Source organism: Bosea sp. AS-1, assembly GCF_002220095.1.
Classification (GTDB): domain Bacteria; phylum Pseudomonadota; class Alphaproteobacteria; order Rhizobiales; family Beijerinckiaceae; genus Allobosea.
On record NZ_CP022372.1, the window covers coordinates 2216240 to 2230877 of the forward strand.

Below are 14638 nucleotides of genomic sequence, written 5' to 3' on the forward strand. Positions count from 1 at the left end.
GGTGCTAGCCGCTCGCCGGAATATGGTTCGCGGCGACGACCGCCGCGATCTCGTCGAGGGCGCGGTGTGCCGCCTGCCGGCCGAGGTCGATCGTTTCCTCCGCCCGGTGGAAGTCGAACAGGCCGACGCGGCCGAGGCGCGGCCCGATCATCACGTCCGGCGGATCACCGGCCAATCGCGAGCGCGAGATCCTGTCCTGGGTGATGTTGAAGGCGTCGATCATCACGCCGGCGAGGCCAGGACGATTCTCGCTCGGGCGGCCGACGAGGTTGCGGACGCGCTTGGCCGCGTCGCTGATGCCGTGGAACCAGCGCGGCGAGGGGCGCACCTCCAGCTCGGGCACGATCGTATCGTCGTCCGAATCCGGGTCGGGATCGGAGGCATAGTTCTGGATCACCGTGCCGCGACCGGCGAGGTCGTTGTTGAGGTTGACGCAGATCACGACATCGGCGCCGAGCGCGCGCGCCGCAGTCACCGGCACGGGATTGACCAGCGCGCCGTCCATCAGCCAGCGTCCGCCGAGCTTCACCGGGTCGAAAATGCCGGGCAGGGCGTAGGAGGCACGCAGTGCCTGGATCAGTGGGCCATGTGTCAGCCAGATCTCATGGCCGGTGCCGAGCTCGGTGGCGATGGCGACGAAGCGCTCGTCCAACTCCTCGATTCGCAGGCCGTCGAGATGGTCCTCGAGCAGCCGCTTCAGCCGGCCGCCGGAGATCAGCCCGGCGCCGCCGATGTGAAAATCCATCAGGCCGACGACACGCCGCTTCGTCAGGCTGGTCGCGAACTCGGTCAGCTCGGCAAGCCTGTCTGCGGCGTAGCAGCCGCCCACCACCGCGCCGATCGAGGTTCCGGCGATGACTTCCGGCGCGTAGCCCGCCTCGATCAGGACTTCCAGCGCGCCGATATGGGCCCACCCGCGCGCCGCGCCGCCGCCGAGGGCCAGGCCGATCTTGGGTTTTCGCCTGGCGGATAGCTCCGGCGCGGACGTCATCTCGTTCATGGTGCTTCCACCTCCGCCGAGACCGAAGGCTCGTCGCGCGGCGTTGTCCCACAACATGGATCCGTCCCTCCGCAGAGGCCCAGAATCCCAAAATGCGATGAGCGAAACGTGAACGGCATGCCGTTCAGGTATTATCCGTGGTGTTTGACGACAAGGTGAAGGAGCGTCGGAGCAGGGCAGCCCTGCCGCAAGCTCACGCGAGGACGAGCGGTCCGTCGGCCTCGCTCCGCAGCGGCTGAACGCGGTAGAAGCAGGAGCGGCGCCCGGTGTGGCAGCAGCCGCCATCGCCCGCGACATGGACCTTGAGCCAGATCGCGTCCTGATCGCAGTCGACGCGCATCTCCAGGATGGTCTGGATCTGTCCCGAGGTCGCGCCCTTGTGCCAGAGCTCCTTGCGGGAGCGGGACCAGTACCAGGCCTCGCCGGTCTCGATCGAGCGCTTCAACGCCTCGGCATTCATATGGGCGACCATCAGCAGCTCCCCGGTCGTCGCGTCGGTCGTGACACAGGTGACGAGGCCGTTCGCGTCGAAACGAGGACTGAGCACGGTGCTCTCCTCGAGGGCGTGCTTGTCGGCCGGGGCGGGGAAGAGGCTCATGGCAGCTCCAGGGAAGGCGTGTCCTGGCCTTTTACAGGTGAAACGACCCGATCGGAAACGCTCCGTCGGGCCGCTTCGGGTCGCGATGTCACCGCTAAAGACCTGGGGATTTCACCATGGTGAAGAAGCGGACCTGCTCGGCCGGATCGTCGCGGAAGAGGCCGCGATACTGCGTCGTCATCGTCGAGGAGCCCTGTTTCTGCACGCCACGCATCGACATGCACATATGCTCGGCCTCGACCAGGATGGCGATGCCGCGCGGCTCCAGCACCTCCTCGATCACATCGGCGATCTGGGCGGTCATCATCTCCTGCGTCTGCAGGCGGCGGGCGTAGACGTCTACGATGCGGGCGAGCTTGGAGAGCCCGACCACGCCCTTCGACGGGTAGTAGCCGATATGCGCCTTGCCGACGAAGGGCACCATGTGGTGCTCGCAATGCGAATAGAACGGGATGTCGCGGACCAGGACCATGTCCTGATAGCCGTCGACCTCCTCGAAGACGCGGTCGAGGATGTCGTGCGGATCCTCGTCATAGCCCTTGTAGAATTCCTTGAAGGCCTTGGCGACGCGCTGCGGGGTTTCGGCCAGCCCTTCGCGGGACGGATCGTCGCCCGCCCAGAGCAGCAGCGTGCGCACGGCGGCTTCCGCCTCTTCCTGCGTTGGCTTGCGAACCAGAAACTTGTCAGCGGAGGGGCCAATGGCCTTCTCGACGGACAAGGACTTAACCACAGGATTCATGTGGTGCCTCCCGTTGGGACGATGAAGGCCCCGCGTATCGGCCGAGAAAGCCGCGGCCGCGGGGCCGATGCGACAAGTTTGATGCCTCGCGGCGGAAGAGGTTCCCATGCCCTCCCGTTTCGTGGCGATCAACCCTATATTGGGTTCCAGGGCCGATCATTCCAGACCGGCGAGAGACCAAGCCATGCTGGACGACGTCTACAACAAGCGCATTCTGGCGCTTGCCGCGAACATCCCCCTGCTCGAGCGGCTCAAGGCTCCGGACGCCACCGCCAAGGCTCATTCCAAGCTATGCGGCTCCACAGTGACAGTCGATGTCACCATGGAGGGCGATGTCGTCACCGGCTTCGGTCATGAGGTGAAGGCCTGCGCGCTCGGGCAGGCTTCGTCCTCGATCATGGCGCGCCATGTCGTGGGCTCGACGGCACAGGAACTGCGCGAGGTGCGCGAGCAGGCGCGCGCCATCCTCAAGGAGAACGCCGAGCCGCCCCAGGGCAAATGGGCGGATCTCGCCGTGCTCGTGCCGGTGCGCGACTACAAGGCCCGCCACGCCTCGACCATGCTGACCTTCGATGCGGTTGTCGATGCGGTCGACCAGATCGAGGCGAAGCGCAAGGGCGCGGCCGCCTGATTACTTCACGCCGAGATTACTTCACACCGAGCGCGACGCGGATTTCCGGAATCGTCTCGTCGAAGCGGACCTTGAAGGCGCGGTCGGCGAGCAGGGCCTTGGCGACGGCGCGCCCGACCTTGTCGCCGGCGACGAGGTCGCTCGGGTAGTGGAAGCCGCAGATCAGCCGGCTCTCGTCATAGCTCTTGACCCGCTCCTCCAGCTTGTCGCCGAGCTCCGGCACGGCCGTCTTGAGCAATTCTGCGTAGAGCGCGGCGGTGGCGGCGTGGCCCGAGGGGAAGGAGGTGCCTTCCGGCCGGGCGCCAGGGCACGGCTTGACGCGAACCTTGTTCCAGACCGCGAAGGGGCGTGGCCGGCTGGTCAGGCGGTGGACGCTCTTCAGCAGGATCGACAATTCGATCTGTGCCTCGCGGAAGAGCAGGCGGACCTCGCGATGGGTGTTGTCGACATAGCTGTTCTCCATGCCGTTGAGGAAGTTGACCAGTGCCTGGCGCTGGTCGGCAATGGCCGCCTTCTCGCGCTCCGGCGTGCGGGCCTGAGAGAGTTCCAGCACCTGCTCGAACTCGGCCTTGGCCTCGGGCGTGCCCTGGGCGGGCGGCAAGCCGATGATCTTGGCGATGTCGAGCTTGGCGCCGTCGAGCCAGAGCAGATAAGGCCGCTGCTGGGCGCTCGCGTTCGTGGCCAGGGCAAGGCCGAGGAGGAGGCCGCAACCGGCCAGGGCGTGGCGAAAATGATTGGCGCGCATCATGTTATGAAATCGATCAAGGAAAGCGGTTCAGGTGGCGGGGCGGCAAAACGAAGGAGACGCCTTATTTCAGCGTCTCTTTGTTAAACAAAGATGTTCGCGGTTGCACAAGGCCAGCCATTGGCCGCGCCAGGCGGCACATATCGCAATTCGCGGCTACCAGCTCAGCTTTTCGATGCTGGTCGGCCGCCATTGCCGGCACTGGCCGAGCTGCTCGGCCTATACCGACGAGGCGATCCAGCGCTTTGGGCTGTGGCGCGGCGGCTGGATGGGTTTTGCGCGGATCTGTCGCTGCAATCCTTACGGCACCAGCGGCATCGATCTCGTCTGCGAGGAATTGCCGTCGGGCGCGCGGTGGTATAGGCCGTGGGCTTATGGCCGCTGGCGCGGGACGAACGCGCCGGCGGCTCTCGATTCCGACGCCGATCCGACTGCGGGCGGCGGAACGTAAACCTCACATTCGCAGCCGGTCTGACTTACGGGGTTCGTATCCCCGAGTGAGCAGGAGCGCGATCGATGACGATCTCCCTGACTTTCCCCGACGGCGCCAAGCGCGAATTCCCCTCCGGCATTTCCGGGGTCGAGATCGCCAAGGGCATCTCTCCCTCCCTCCTGAAGCGCACCGTCGCCATGGCGCTCGACGGCACCGTCGTCGACCTCGCCGACCCGATCGAGCGCGACGCCAAGATCGAGTTCCTGAACCGGGAAGACCCGCGTTCGCTGGAGCTGATCCGGCACGATGCCGCCCACGTCCTGGCCGAGGCGGTGCAGGAGCTCTTTCCCGGCACGCAGGTCACGATCGGCCCCGTCATCGAGAACGGGTTTTTCTACGATTTCGCCCGCAACGAGCCCTTCACCCCGGAGGATTTCCCGGCGATCGAGAAGAAGATGCGCGAGATCATCGCGCGCGACAAACCCTTCACCAAGGAGATCTGGAGCCGCGACAAGGCCAAGGATTTCTTCGCGCAGAAGGGCGAGGCCTACAAGGTCGAGCTGGTCGATGCGATTCCCGCCGACCAGACGCTGAAGATGTATGCGCAGGGCGACTGGATCGACCTCTGCCGCGGCCCGCACATGACCTCGGTCGGCAAGGTCGGCAACGCCTTCAAGCTGATGAAGGTGGCCGGCGCCTATTGGCGCGGCGACAGCAACAACGCGATGCTGACCCGCATCTACGGCACGGCCTTCGCGAAGCAGGAAGAGCTCGACGCCTATCTCAAGCAGCTCGAGGAGGCGGAGAAGCGCGACCATCGCAAGCTCGGCCGGGAAATGGACCTGTTTCACTTCCAGGAGGAGGGGCCGGGCGTCGTGTTCTGGCACTCCAAGGGCTGGCGGCTGTTCCAGGAGATCATCGCCTATATGCGCCGGCGCCTCGCTGCCGACTACGAGGAGGTGAACGCGCCGCAGGTGCTCGACAAGTCGCTCTGGGAGACATCTGGCCACTGGGGCTGGTATCAGGACAACATGTTCGCGGTGAAGTCGGCCTCGGCCTTCGAGAACCCGAACGACAAGGAGCGCGACCACAAGGTCTTCGCGCTCAAGCCGATGAACTGCCCCGGCCATGTCCAGATCTTCAAGCATGGGCTAAAGAGCTACCGCGATCTGCCGATCCGGCTTGCCGAATTCGGCAATGTCCATCGCTACGAGCCGTCTGGCGCGCTGCATGGGCTGATGCGCGTGCGCGGCTTCACCCAGGACGATGCGCATATCTTCTGCACGGAAGAGCAACTCGCGGCCGAGTGCCTGAAGATCAACGACCTCATTCTCTCGGTCTATGAGGATTTCGGCTTCACCGAGGAACTGGTCATCAAGCTCTCGACCCGCCCTGACAAGCGCGTCGGCTCCGATGCGCTCTGGGACCATGCCGAGGACGTCATGACCAAGGTTCTGGAGACGATCGCGCGTCAGTCCGGCAACCGGATCAAGACCGAGATCAATCCGGGCGAGGGCGCCTTTTACGGGCCGAAGTTCGAGTATGTCCTGCGCGACGCCATCGGCCGCGACTGGCAGTGCGGCACGACCCAGGTCGACTTCAACCTGCCGGAGCGGTTCGGCGCCTTCTATATTGGCGCCGATGGCGAGAAGAAGCAGCCGGTCATGGTCCACCGCGCCATCTGCGGCTCGCTGGAGCGCTTCACGGGCATCCTGATCGAGCACCATGCAGGGCATTTCCCGCTCTGGCTGGCGCCCGAGCAGATCATCGTCGCGCCGATCACCTCGGATGCGGACGGCTATGCCGAGGAGGTCACCATGGCCTGTCTCTCGGCCGGCCTGCGTGCCCGCGCCGACCTGCGCAACGAGAAGATCTCCTACAAGGTCCGCGAGCATTCGCTGGCCAAGGTCCCGGTCATCCTCGCGGTCGGCAAGCGCGAGGCCGAGGAGAAGACGGTGACGATCCGCCGCCTCGGCAGCCAGGCGCAGACCGTGATGCCGCTTTCCGAAGCGCTTGCGGCGCTGACGCAGGAAGCGCTGGCGCCGGATCTGGCGCGGATCCGGAAAGCGAAGGCGGCCTGACCGGCCGATGACATGATGCCCGGGCTTCGCCTGGGCATTTCTTTTTCCGGACCCTCGCCGCTGCGTCCCGGGCCGAAGCCGCGCTTTCCCCGGGAGTGACGCTCTGCGTTGCTATCTCTGGTAAAACCCGGGCGGCTCATGGCACATACGGGCCATGCTGACCGGTTCCTACCGCAAACGGCTCGAAGCCGACCTGATTCGCTGGGTTCACGAGGGTTGGGTGACGCCCGACGGCGCCGGAGCCATCCGGCGCGATGTCGCCCGCGAACATGCCGGCTTTCGCCTGCCTGCCCTGCTCGGGCTGTTCGGCGGCCTCCTGATCGCATCCAGCGTCGCCGCCTTCGTCGCGGCGAACTGGGAGGCGATCCCGCGGCTCGTGAAGCTCGCGATGATTCTGATTGCGATCGCCGTCGCCTTCACCGTTGCCTACCGCCTGCAGAAGGCAGGCTCGACGGGCGGCGCGGATGCGGCGGCGACCTGCGGGGTGCTGATCTTCGGGGCCGGGCTCGCACTCGTCGGCCAGATGTATCATCTGCCGGAGGACTGGCCGGGCGGGGCAATGCTGGTCGCGGTCGGCGCGCTGGTCGCCGCCTTCCTGATGCGCTCAAACGGGGCGCTGGCGATCGCCTTCGCCGCGCTCTGTGCCTGGAGCGGCGGGCGCTGGGACGAGGCTGCCGGACGAATGCATTACGGCTTCTTCGTGCTCTACCTGCCGGCGCTCTGGATCGCACTCTCGCGCAGCAACCGGCTGGTGCATCACCTGGCTGTGCTGGCCGCCGCCTTCTGGCTCGGCACGGCACCCGGAATATGGCTGATGCATTCCTTCGACTACGGGCTTCTGGCCTATGGCCTCGCCATCGCGGTCGTTTTCGTCGCGCTGGGTGCGCTGGCGCTCGACCGGGGCGGGCCGGCGCTGCTGACCGCCTGCCTGCCCTGGGGCCTGATCGGCATGGTGATCGCGCTCAATGCCGAGCTGGCCCGCATCCTCGACGATCATGAAGCGCGGGCAGGGCACGCCTTCCTGTTCGTCTTCTACGCCTATGCCGCAGCCGTTCCCTTGAGCGTTCTGCTCGGCGTGATGGCGCGCGAACGACGCTTTGCCTGGCCTCTGACCGCGGGGCTGCTGTTGGCGCTGCTGGTGCCGGTGGTGTTCTGGACCGACCGCGTCGCCGGGATGCCCGGCCGCATTGCGGTAGCGAGTCTCATCCTGCTCTCGGCGACCGCGCTGGTCGTCGCGGGGGCTGCGGGCGGAATCAGGCGGATCCTGACGGCCGGCTCGTTCCTGTTCGGCATCGCGATCCTCATCCTGCTCTGGCAGACCATCGGCACGCTGCTCGACCAGTCGCTGTTCTTCCTGGTGGCTGGCGCGGCCCTGCTCGCCACCGCCTGGGGCGCGAGGCGATTGTTCGCCAGGCTCAACAGCCCGGCCGGGGAGGCTGCCTGATGCGTGTGCTTTCCGCCGATGCCATCGCCGCCAAGGTGCCGCCGCTGTGGCGCGCCGTTGCGACCGCGCTGCTGCTGGTGTTCGGATTGCTGGCGCTCGTCCAGCAACGGGCCGGCATCCTGAGCAGCGGCACCGAGATCCGGCTGCCCACCGTACCGGTTGATCCGCGCGACCTGTTCCGCGGCGACTATGTCGTCTTCAGCTACCCGATCAGCGTCGTCGACACCGGCAAGGACGCCGGAACCTTCAAGAGCGGCGAGACCGTCTATGTGACGCTCGGGCGCGACGCGGAAGGGTTCGCCCGCGCGGTCGGCGTGTCGCGGAACTGGCCCTCGACCGGCGGCGATGCCGTGGTGATCGCGGGCCGCGTGACCTCGACCAGCGCCTGCGCACTCAACGATTCGGGCGAGTTCGACTGCAATGGCGACCGCCGTCGCCTGCGCATTGCCTACGGCATCGAGAGCTATTTCGTGCCGCAGGGCGAGGGGCGGGCGATCGAGACGACGGACAAGGCGCGCATCGAGGTCGTCGTCGCGGTTTCGTCTTCGGGAGAGGCTGCGATCAAGCGGCTGCTGATCGACGGCAAGGCGGTCTATGCGGAGCCGCCCTATTGAGGCCTTGAACGACCGTCACCTTATCTTGATCGGCTGTCTGGAGGCCGCGGGCGTAAGATGCCTGCGGCCTTTCGAATGCCGGTCGGTTCATCACACGGGCTTGTGACAACGCGCCGCGTGACGGGGAACTGCTCCAGTAATATGAACGGCAGATGAACGGATTCTGCAGATGATGTTCATGTTCCGCCGATCGGGCGGAACCGATCGTCAGGTGCGAGCGTTCCGTTCTTCGTCCGACGAAGCCTGCCAAGGGACTGCCTTCCGTGTCGTCAGACCCGTCATTCAAGCGCTTCATGCTGTTCGGCCGCCGCGCCGAAGGCGTGTCGCGTCGGCCGTCGGGGCGCGACATCCGGATCGACATGATCCGCGGACTGGCGCTGCTGATCATCTTCATCAACCACATGCCGGGGAACGTGGTCTCGGCCTATATGCCGAATAATTTCGGCTTCTCCGACGGTGCCGACGCCTTCGTGCTGCTGGCCGGAGTCTCGGCGACGCTGGCCTATGGCGGGCTGATCGAAACACGCGGCTTCCCGGTCGCTGCGCTGAAGCTCGGCGCGCGGATCTGGACGCTCTACATCGCCCATATGGCAGTGTTCATCCTCGTCTGCGGCGTGATCGCCATCGCGGTGACGCGGACGCAGAACCCCCTCTATATCGAGGCGATCAACATCCAGCCGTTCTTCCGCGACACGGTCGATGCGCTGATCGGCGCGCTGACGCTGACCTACCAGCCATCCTATCTCGACATCCTGCCGCTCTATATCGTGCTGCTGGCGCTGTTCCCGGCGATCTATTACGGCGTGCGCTTCAGCCCGGCACTGACGCTGACCTGCTCGTTGCTCGTCTGGCAGGTGGCGCTGGCCCTCGAGCTCAACCTGCCCAATTCCGGCGGCCACTGGTTCTTCAACCCGTTCGCCTGGCAGGTGATCTTCACGCTTGGCGTCATCCTCGGCCGCGCGGCGCAACTCGGGATCACGGCGCCCCAGCTGCGTTGGCTCGACGCGGTTGCCATCGCCTTCCTCGTCTTTGCCTGGGTGGTGAAGATCCCGGTCGGCAATCCGACCGGCGTCGCCATGCTGAACGACTGGTTCGACTCCGTTCAGCTCGGCTCCGACAAGACCAATCTCGCCTGGAGCCGGCTCCTGCATCTCGGGGCCCTGGCCTGGCTCGCCATTCGCTGGCTGCCGGCCAGCGGAATGCTCACGCGCTCGGTGGTCGGGCGGGCTCTGGCCTGCTCGGGACGCAACTCCCTGCATGTCTTCTGCGTTGGTATCGTGCTGGCGATCATCGGGCAGATCGTGCTTGCGGAAACGTCGTTCGCCCTGGACGTTCAGTTGCTGCTTTGCGCCGGCGGCGTTACAGTGTTGACAGGGCTAGGGATTTTCCTGTCGTGGTACCGTTCGATCACGAGTCGCGATCAGCGCGCGGAGCCTGTCGAGGCGTCTGGCGCGCAGGCACAGCGGCCATCTTTCTCGCCGCGCTGACCTCGCTCGGCTCGGCCGCGCCCCCCGTTTCGCCAGCCTCGGTGGACACACGCTGCCGCGCTGGGGCGATGCAGCCATTCCATCCGATCATTCCGGCGGCGCGCAAGGCGATCCAGGAGACGGGGCGCCTGACGATCGTCGCACTCGGCTCCTCCACCACCGCGGGTTCCGGCGCCAGCGCCGAGGACAGGAGTTATCCCTTCGTCCTTCAGAGCGAGCTGCGCCGGCGGCTGCCGGGGGTGGAGGTGCGGGTCATCAACAAGGGCATCGGCGGCCAGTCGGCCTATGACATGCTGCTCAGGATGGACAGCGACGTCATCGACGAAAAGCCTTCGGTGGTGATCTGGCAGACGGTGGTCAACGACGCGATCCGGGACATCGGCGAGGAAAAGCTCGCCAAGATCCTGCGCAAGGGCATCGCCAAGGCACGGGCCGCTGGCATCGACATGATCCTGATGGACCTGCCCTGGCTCGCGCGGGAAGGGCGCTACCCGCATTTCGACGAATACCGGGCCGTGCTGGCGAAGACGGCGGAGCAGCAGGGCGTTTCGCTGTTCCCGCGCTATGCGATGATGAAGGGCTGGTCGCGCTCGAAGCAGTTCACCGAGGAGGAGCTCGTCGGCATGAACGGGCTGCACCTCGTCGATGCGGGCTATCGCTGCCTCGCCTCGCGCATCGCCGATGGCATCGTGTCGGCTGTCGGCGAGATCAAGATCCAGACAATGGGCAGGATGGGGCGGGTCGATTAGTGGCGGCGCGCCCGACCGGATCCGCTACTTCGCCAGGACCTCGATGTCGCGGTCGACGCCGGATTCGACCTTGAAGTCGCGCGAATAGACCTGACCCTCCTGCCGGGCGATCAGCACATAGTCGCCCTCGGCCAGGATCACCTGGGGGAAAGCGCCGATCGCCTCGCGGATGACGTCGCCACCCGGCGTCAGCACGCTGAAGGCGGTGCCGGCGAAGGCTTCTCCACCTGCGGCGGCGACGAGCTTCAGCGTCACCTTGGCGGCGCGGTGATGCAGCGTCGCATCGGTGACCTTGCCGGTCTCGACACGGACGTCGGCACGCTGGATGGCGTTGGAATCGCCATAGGTCGAGACGACGTGATAGGTGCCTTCCGGCAGGCGGATGAGATCGCCGGCCTTGGCGCCATTGGTGACGAGGCGCCCTTCGGAGTTGCCTTGCAGCGGCACGAAGACCTGGAAGGTGAGCTGGGCCGCCGGGATCGGCGTATCGCCGATCGAGCCTGCCAGCGTGAGGGCGCCGGCGCTGATCGTCACCTGATCGTTCAGCCCCTGGGAGCCGAGCGTGATGCGCTTCGTGCCGCTGGCGAAGCCATAGGCCGCGTGCACGATGTAGCTGCCCGGCAGCAGCGAGAAGCTCGGATTGGCGCTGGTGGAGCGGGCGACGATGCGCGGCGCCGAACCGTCCGCGGTTTCGGCGAGAACACGCCAGTTCAGCCCGGAGCGGATCGGCTTGCGGTCATTGGCGAACTGGGCGCCGAGCGAAAGCTGGACGGCGGCGGCCGGCCAGCCGGGCTGCTGCGGAGCGGGCTGCGGGGCGGGGGGATCGCCGGGCGTCTGAGCCGGCTGCGCCTCTTCCGGCCGGGGCGGCGGAATCTGGGCAGGCGCGAGCGAGGGGGCGAGCAGGGCCGCGAGCAAGCCAAGCACGCCGAGGGCGCGGCGGCCAGCTTCGAAGCCATCCAGTTCAAACATGCATTTCGTCCTCAACGCCCTTGCCGTGATGTATGAGCAGGCTCGCTTGTCCTCATCATGGCAAAGGCATAGGTCACGATCACCGCCATAGATCGGATGCTTCATGACCGATACGCTCTCCCTGCTCAAGCTGCGTCGCTCGGTGCCGCCGCAGTTCCTCACCGCTCCCGGCCCCGAAGGGGCGCAGCTCGACGAGCTCCTTGCCATCGCCGCGCGCGTTCCCGACCACGGCAAGCTCGCGCCCTGGCGCTTCATCGTCTTCAAGGGCGACGCCCGCAACCAGGCGGCCGAGGTGGTGGCGCGGGTTTTCCGCGAACGCAACCCGCAGGCCAGCGAGGAGCAGGTCGAGTTCGAGCGCAAGCGGCTGACCCATGCGCCCGTCATCGTCGGGGTGGTGTCGCGGGCGCGCGAACACGTCAAGATTCCGCTCTGGGAGCAGGAATTGTCGGCGGGCGCGGTCTGCATGACGATGCTCGTCGGCGCCTATGCCATGGGCTATGCCGGCTCCTGGCTGACGAACTGGTTTTCCTTCGACCGCGAGGTGCTGACCGCCTTCGGCCTCGCCGCCGACGAGCGCATGGCCGGATTCGTCCATATCGGCACGCCGACCGCGCCGATCAGCGATCGCGACCGGCCGGTGATGGCCGATATCGTCAGCTACTACGGGAGCTGACGCGATGATCTACTCGGCGACGCGGGACGATCTCGGCTTCGCGCATGATCCGTTCAAGGCGATCGTCGCGCCGCGGCCGATCGGCTGGATCACGGCGTTGAGCGCCAAGGGCGAGGTCAATCTCTCGCCCTACAGCTTCTTCAACGCGATCTCCTCGCGGCCGAACCTCGTCATGTTCTCCTCGGAAAACAAGAAGGACGCGGTCGCCTTCATCGAGGAGACGGGCGAATTCACCTGTTCGCTGGTCTCGGGCGCATTGATGCAGCAGATGAACCTGACCTCGGCGCCGCTGCCGCGCGGGCAGAGCGAATACCCCCATGCCGGGCTCGCCATGGCGCCGTCGCGCTTCGTCAAGCCGCCCCGGGTCGCGGGCACGCCGGCGGCGCTGGAGTGCAAGTCCGTCTCGATCCAGCAGCTCAAGGACGTCGATGGGAACGAGGTACCGCGCTGGATGGTGATCGGCCAGGTCGTCGGAACCTTCATCGACGACGCCTATGTCAAGGACGGGCGCTTCGACACCGCAGGCGCAAATCCGGTCGCCCGCTGCGGCTATGCCGACTATGCCGAGGTGACACGCCTGTTCTCGCTGCAGCGGCCCGCGGGCGGGTAGATCATCGCGCGTCCATTCGGACGCAATCACGATGATCGGTCTTGGCCCGATGCTCCGGGCTCGTCAGCCGCCGTCGACCACCGGCCCCTTCACCCGGTAGTCGCCGAGTTCGGCCAGCGTCTTGTTGATCGCCGCGGCGTCGATATTCGCGCCTTCCGGCAACGTCAGACGCGGCGGATCGAGCGTGACCTTGGCGCCCGGTGCCAGGGCCGTCGCGGCGCGCTCGACGCGGGAGGCACAGCCGCCGCAATGCATGCCGGAAACCTCGAAAACCTGAGTCATTGGAATCATCTCCGGCCGATCATTCAGCCAGTTTGCGAGCGCGGGCGACAAGCCGCTCGGCCCGGATCAGATGCGGGCGATCCAGCATTTCACCCTGAAGGCCGATCACGCCCGCGCCCGGATTGGCGGCAAAGAGCGCGATGATCTGCTCGGCCTTGGCGAGCGATTCAGGCGAGGGCGCGAAGATCTCGTTGATCGGGGCGATTTGCGCCGGATGGATCGCCATCTTGCCGGTGAAGCCGTCCCGGCGGGCGGCGATGCATTCCGCCCTGAGCCCGGCCTCGTCCCGGAAATTGGTGAAGACACTGTCGATCGCATCCACCTGGGCCGCGCTTGCGCCGAACAGCGTCAGCGTGCGGGCCAGGCGGTAGGGGTCGGTATAGCTGCCGTTCTCCAGCCGGTTGGTCTCGGCGCCGAGATCGGCGGAAAGGTCCTCGGCGCCCCAGGTCAGCGCCATCAGCCGGTGCGAGGCGCGGGCGTAGGTGCCGAGCCCGAAGACGCCCTTGCCGTTCTCGGTGGCGATCGGGAGGATGCGCGTCGTGCCGTCCGGAAGCTCGGCTTCCGCCTCGCGCACCGCGATCTTGGCAGCGAGATGGCCGACATCGACGCCGCCTTCCGATTTCGGCAGCATGATCGCGTCCGGCGCGCCGGGCATCACCGCGTCGAGATCGGCATCGCTCAGGCCGGTGGCAAGGGCGTTGATCCGTACGATCAGGAAGGGGCGGTTCGGCAGGGCCTGTGCCGCATCCAGGAAATCGCGCGTGACGGTGCGAGCCTGCGGCTTGGCGTCGAGCGCCACGGAGTCCTCGAGGTCGAGGATCAGCGCGTCGGCGCCGCTCTCCAGGCCCTTCTGCTGCTTCTTCGGGCTGTCGCCCGGCACGAACAGGAGCGAGCGCATCCGGGTCAGACCGCGACCGTGGCAGGGGCGGGGTGCTTGCGCATGAAGGCCTGGCGCCGGCACTGGGCGACCAGCGTGCCATCCTGCTTGTAGGCCTTATGGAGAAACTCGACGATGCCGGCGTCGGGGCGCGAGCGCGACTCGCGCTTGGCGACGATCTCGGTGGTGCAGTTCACCGTGTCGCCCTCGAAGAGCGGGGCCGGGAAAGCGACGTCGGTCATGCCGAGATTGCCGATGGTGGTGCCGACGGTGGTGTCGTTCACCGAGATGCCGATCATCAGCCCCAGCGTGAACAGCGAGTTCATCAGCGGCTTGCCCCACTCGGTCTCCGTCGCACAGAAATGCGCGTCGATATGAAGGGGTTGCGGGTTGAGCGTCATGTTGGAGAACAGCATGTTGTCCATCTGCGTGACGGTCCGCGTCAGGCCGTGCTCGATGACGGCACCGACCTGGAAATCCTCGAAATAGATCCCGCCGCGCTTGTGACGCACCAGTTCGGCCATCGACATTCTCCGCATCAAAGATGCCGGCCAGTGAGCCGGCGCGAAAAGTCGTAAAGGGCGTTCTGCCGGGAGGGAAGCGGAAAGCATCCGGTTAACCGGCGCCGGCAGGGCCTTAACCCTTCGCTTACCATAATGGAGGCAATCTTGTGGCGCGTCCCCGCAGCTTCGCGGCGCGGCGCGTC

The 14638-nt window shown here is 66.3% G+C and carries 17 protein-coding genes; 9 read left to right on the forward strand and 8 right to left on the reverse strand.

The window, feature by feature from the left end; translation table 11 throughout:
* Window positions 1–4 precede the first annotated feature (4 nt).
* From CE453_RS12270 to folE, 3 genes are all read right to left on the reverse strand, one after another.
* Entirely contained in the window at window positions 5–1000 is a 996-nt protein-coding gene (locus tag CE453_RS12270) for a patatin-like phospholipase family protein (protein ID WP_248308042.1), read from the reverse strand.
* Between the two features lie 193 nt (window positions 1001–1193).
* A complete protein-coding gene (gene hisI / locus CE453_RS12275; RefSeq protein WP_089174847.1) occupies window positions 1194–1598 on the reverse strand; it encodes a phosphoribosyl-AMP cyclohydrolase in 405 nt (134 codons plus the stop codon).
* Between the two features lie 94 nt (window positions 1599–1692).
* On the reverse strand, window positions 1693–2337 hold the full coding sequence (gene folE, locus CE453_RS12280) for a GTP cyclohydrolase I FolE (protein ID WP_089174848.1): 645 nt from the start codon (window positions 2335–2337) through the stop codon (window positions 1693–1695).
* A gap of 184 nt (window positions 2338–2521) precedes the next feature.
* On the opposite strand from folE, the gene CE453_RS12285 reads away from it, so the two are divergent.
* Window positions 2522–2968: an iron-sulfur cluster assembly scaffold protein gene (locus CE453_RS12285; protein WP_089174849.1), complete on the forward strand. Its 447-nt coding sequence runs from the start codon at window positions 2522–2524 to the stop codon at window positions 2966–2968.
* A 16-nt stretch (window positions 2969–2984) separates the two neighbouring features.
* Here the strand turns inward: CE453_RS12285 and CE453_RS12290 are convergent, their stop codons facing one another.
* Window positions 2985–3716: a phosphatase PAP2 family protein gene (locus CE453_RS12290; RefSeq protein WP_089174850.1), complete on the reverse strand. Its 732-nt coding sequence runs from the start codon at window positions 3714–3716 to the stop codon at window positions 2985–2987.
* 100 nt (window positions 3717–3816) lie between these two features.
* Between CE453_RS12290 and yidD the strand changes: the two genes are divergently transcribed.
* The 6 genes from yidD to CE453_RS12320 all read left to right on the forward strand — a co-directional run bounded on the left by yidD (window position 3817) and on the right by CE453_RS12320 (window position 10521).
* Entirely contained in the window at window positions 3817–4164 is a 348-nt protein-coding gene (gene yidD / locus CE453_RS12295; RefSeq protein WP_089174851.1) for a membrane protein insertion efficiency factor YidD, read from the forward strand.
* Window positions 4165–4229: 65 nt separating this feature from the next.
* Window positions 4230–6227 carry a threonine--tRNA ligase gene (thrS, locus tag CE453_RS12300; protein ID WP_089174852.1) on the forward strand — a complete coding sequence of 666 codons (1998 nt, stop codon included), beginning with the start codon at window positions 4230–4232 and terminating at the stop codon, window positions 6225–6227.
* 154 nt (window positions 6228–6381) lie between these two features.
* On the forward strand, window positions 6382–7671 hold the full coding sequence (locus CE453_RS12305; RefSeq protein ID WP_089174853.1) for a DUF2157 domain-containing protein: 1290 nt from the start codon (window positions 6382–6384) through the stop codon (window positions 7669–7671).
* The gene (locus tag CE453_RS12310; RefSeq protein WP_089174854.1) at window positions 7671–8285 is read left to right on the forward strand and encodes a GDYXXLXY domain-containing protein; all 615 of its coding nucleotides are present in this window, start codon (window positions 7671–7673) and stop codon (window positions 8283–8285) included. Before CE453_RS12305 ends, CE453_RS12310 begins: the two co-directional genes overlap by 1 nt.
* Before the next feature lie 263 nt (window positions 8286–8548).
* A complete protein-coding gene (locus tag CE453_RS12315) occupies window positions 8549–9772 on the forward strand; it encodes an OpgC family protein (protein ID WP_157733009.1) in 1224 nt (407 codons plus the stop codon).
* Between the two features lie 68 nt (window positions 9773–9840).
* Window positions 9841–10521: an SGNH/GDSL hydrolase family protein gene (locus CE453_RS12320; RefSeq protein ID WP_089174856.1), complete on the forward strand. Its 681-nt coding sequence runs from the start codon at window positions 9841–9843 to the stop codon at window positions 10519–10521.
* A 24-nt stretch (window positions 10522–10545) separates the two neighbouring features.
* On the opposite strand, the gene CE453_RS12325 is transcribed toward CE453_RS12320, so the two are convergent.
* Window positions 10546–11490, reverse strand: a complete 945-nt coding sequence (locus CE453_RS12325) for a hypothetical protein (RefSeq protein WP_089174857.1) — start codon at window positions 11488–11490, stop codon at window positions 10546–10548.
* 103 nt (window positions 11491–11593) lie between these two features.
* Here CE453_RS12325 and CE453_RS12330 point away from each other — a divergent pair, with 103 nt between their 5' ends.
* Complete coding sequence (locus CE453_RS12330; protein WP_089174858.1) at window positions 11594–12163, forward strand: nitroreductase family protein; 570 nt, start codon at window positions 11594–11596, stop codon at window positions 12161–12163.
* 4 nt (window positions 12164–12167) lie between these two features.
* Window positions 12168–12773, forward strand: coding sequence for a flavin reductase family protein (locus tag CE453_RS12335; protein WP_089174859.1), 606 nt, complete (start codon window positions 12168–12170; stop codon window positions 12771–12773).
* 63 nt (window positions 12774–12836) lie between these two features.
* Here the strand turns inward: CE453_RS12335 and CE453_RS12340 are convergent, their stop codons facing one another.
* The 3 genes from CE453_RS12340 to CE453_RS12350 are packed head-to-tail and all read right to left on the reverse strand — an operon-like array spanning window position 12837 to window position 14456.
* On the reverse strand, window positions 12837–13055 hold the full coding sequence (locus tag CE453_RS12340) for a heavy-metal-associated domain-containing protein (protein WP_157733010.1): 219 nt from the start codon (window positions 13053–13055) through the stop codon (window positions 12837–12839).
* A gap of 19 nt (window positions 13056–13074) precedes the next feature.
* Window positions 13075–13953: an HpcH/HpaI aldolase/citrate lyase family protein gene (locus CE453_RS12345; RefSeq protein WP_089174861.1), complete on the reverse strand. Its 879-nt coding sequence runs from the start codon at window positions 13951–13953 to the stop codon at window positions 13075–13077.
* Window positions 13954–13958: 5 nt separating this feature from the next.
* Window positions 13959–14456 (reverse strand): MaoC family dehydratase, encoded by a 498-nt coding sequence (locus CE453_RS12350; RefSeq protein WP_089174862.1) that lies wholly within the window; start codon window positions 14454–14456, stop codon window positions 13959–13961.
* Window positions 14457–14638: the final 182 nt, after the last annotated feature.

Bases quoted from the DNA above. Each gene is read 5' to 3' on its own strand.
- CE453_RS12270 (WP_248308042.1), bottom strand. From the start codon at position 1,000: ATGAACGAGATGACGTCCGCGCCGGAGCTATCCGCCAGGCGAAAACCC.
- folE (WP_089174848.1), bottom strand. From the start codon at position 2,337: ATGAATCCTGTGGTTAAGTCCTTGTCCGTCGAGAAGGCCATTGGCCCC.
- CE453_RS12330 (WP_089174858.1), top strand. From the start codon at position 11,594: ATGACCGATACGCTCTCCCTGCTCAAGCTGCGTCGCTCGGTGCCGCCG.
- CE453_RS12320 (WP_089174856.1), top strand. From the start codon at position 9,841: ATGCAGCCATTCCATCCGATCATTCCGGCGGCGCGCAAGGCGATCCAG.
- CE453_RS12325 (WP_089174857.1), bottom strand. From the start codon at position 11,490: ATGTTTGAACTGGATGGCTTCGAAGCTGGCCGCCGCGCCCTCGGCGTG.
- CE453_RS12335 (WP_089174859.1), top strand. From the start codon at position 12,168: ATGATCTACTCGGCGACGCGGGACGATCTCGGCTTCGCGCATGATCCG.
- thrS (WP_089174852.1), top strand. From the start codon at position 4,230: ATGACGATCTCCCTGACTTTCCCCGACGGCGCCAAGCGCGAATTCCCC.
- CE453_RS12310 (WP_089174854.1), top strand. From the start codon at position 7,671: ATGCGTGTGCTTTCCGCCGATGCCATCGCCGCCAAGGTGCCGCCGCTG.
- hisI (WP_089174847.1), bottom strand. From the start codon at position 1,598: ATGAGCCTCTTCCCCGCCCCGGCCGACAAGCACGCCCTCGAGGAGAGC.
- CE453_RS12285 (WP_089174849.1), top strand. From the start codon at position 2,522: ATGCTGGACGACGTCTACAACAAGCGCATTCTGGCGCTTGCCGCGAAC.
- CE453_RS12345 (WP_089174861.1), bottom strand. From the start codon at position 13,953: ATGCGCTCGCTCCTGTTCGTGCCGGGCGACAGCCCGAAGAAGCAGCAG.
- CE453_RS12290 (WP_089174850.1), bottom strand. From the start codon at position 3,716: ATGATGCGCGCCAATCATTTTCGCCACGCCCTGGCCGGTTGCGGCCTC.
- CE453_RS12340 (WP_157733010.1), bottom strand. From the start codon at position 13,055: ATGACTCAGGTTTTCGAGGTTTCCGGCATGCATTGCGGCGGCTGTGCC.
- CE453_RS12350 (WP_089174862.1), bottom strand. From the start codon at position 14,456: ATGGCCGAACTGGTGCGTCACAAGCGCGGCGGGATCTATTTCGAGGAT.
- CE453_RS12305 (WP_089174853.1), top strand. From the start codon at position 6,382: ATGCTGACCGGTTCCTACCGCAAACGGCTCGAAGCCGACCTGATTCGC.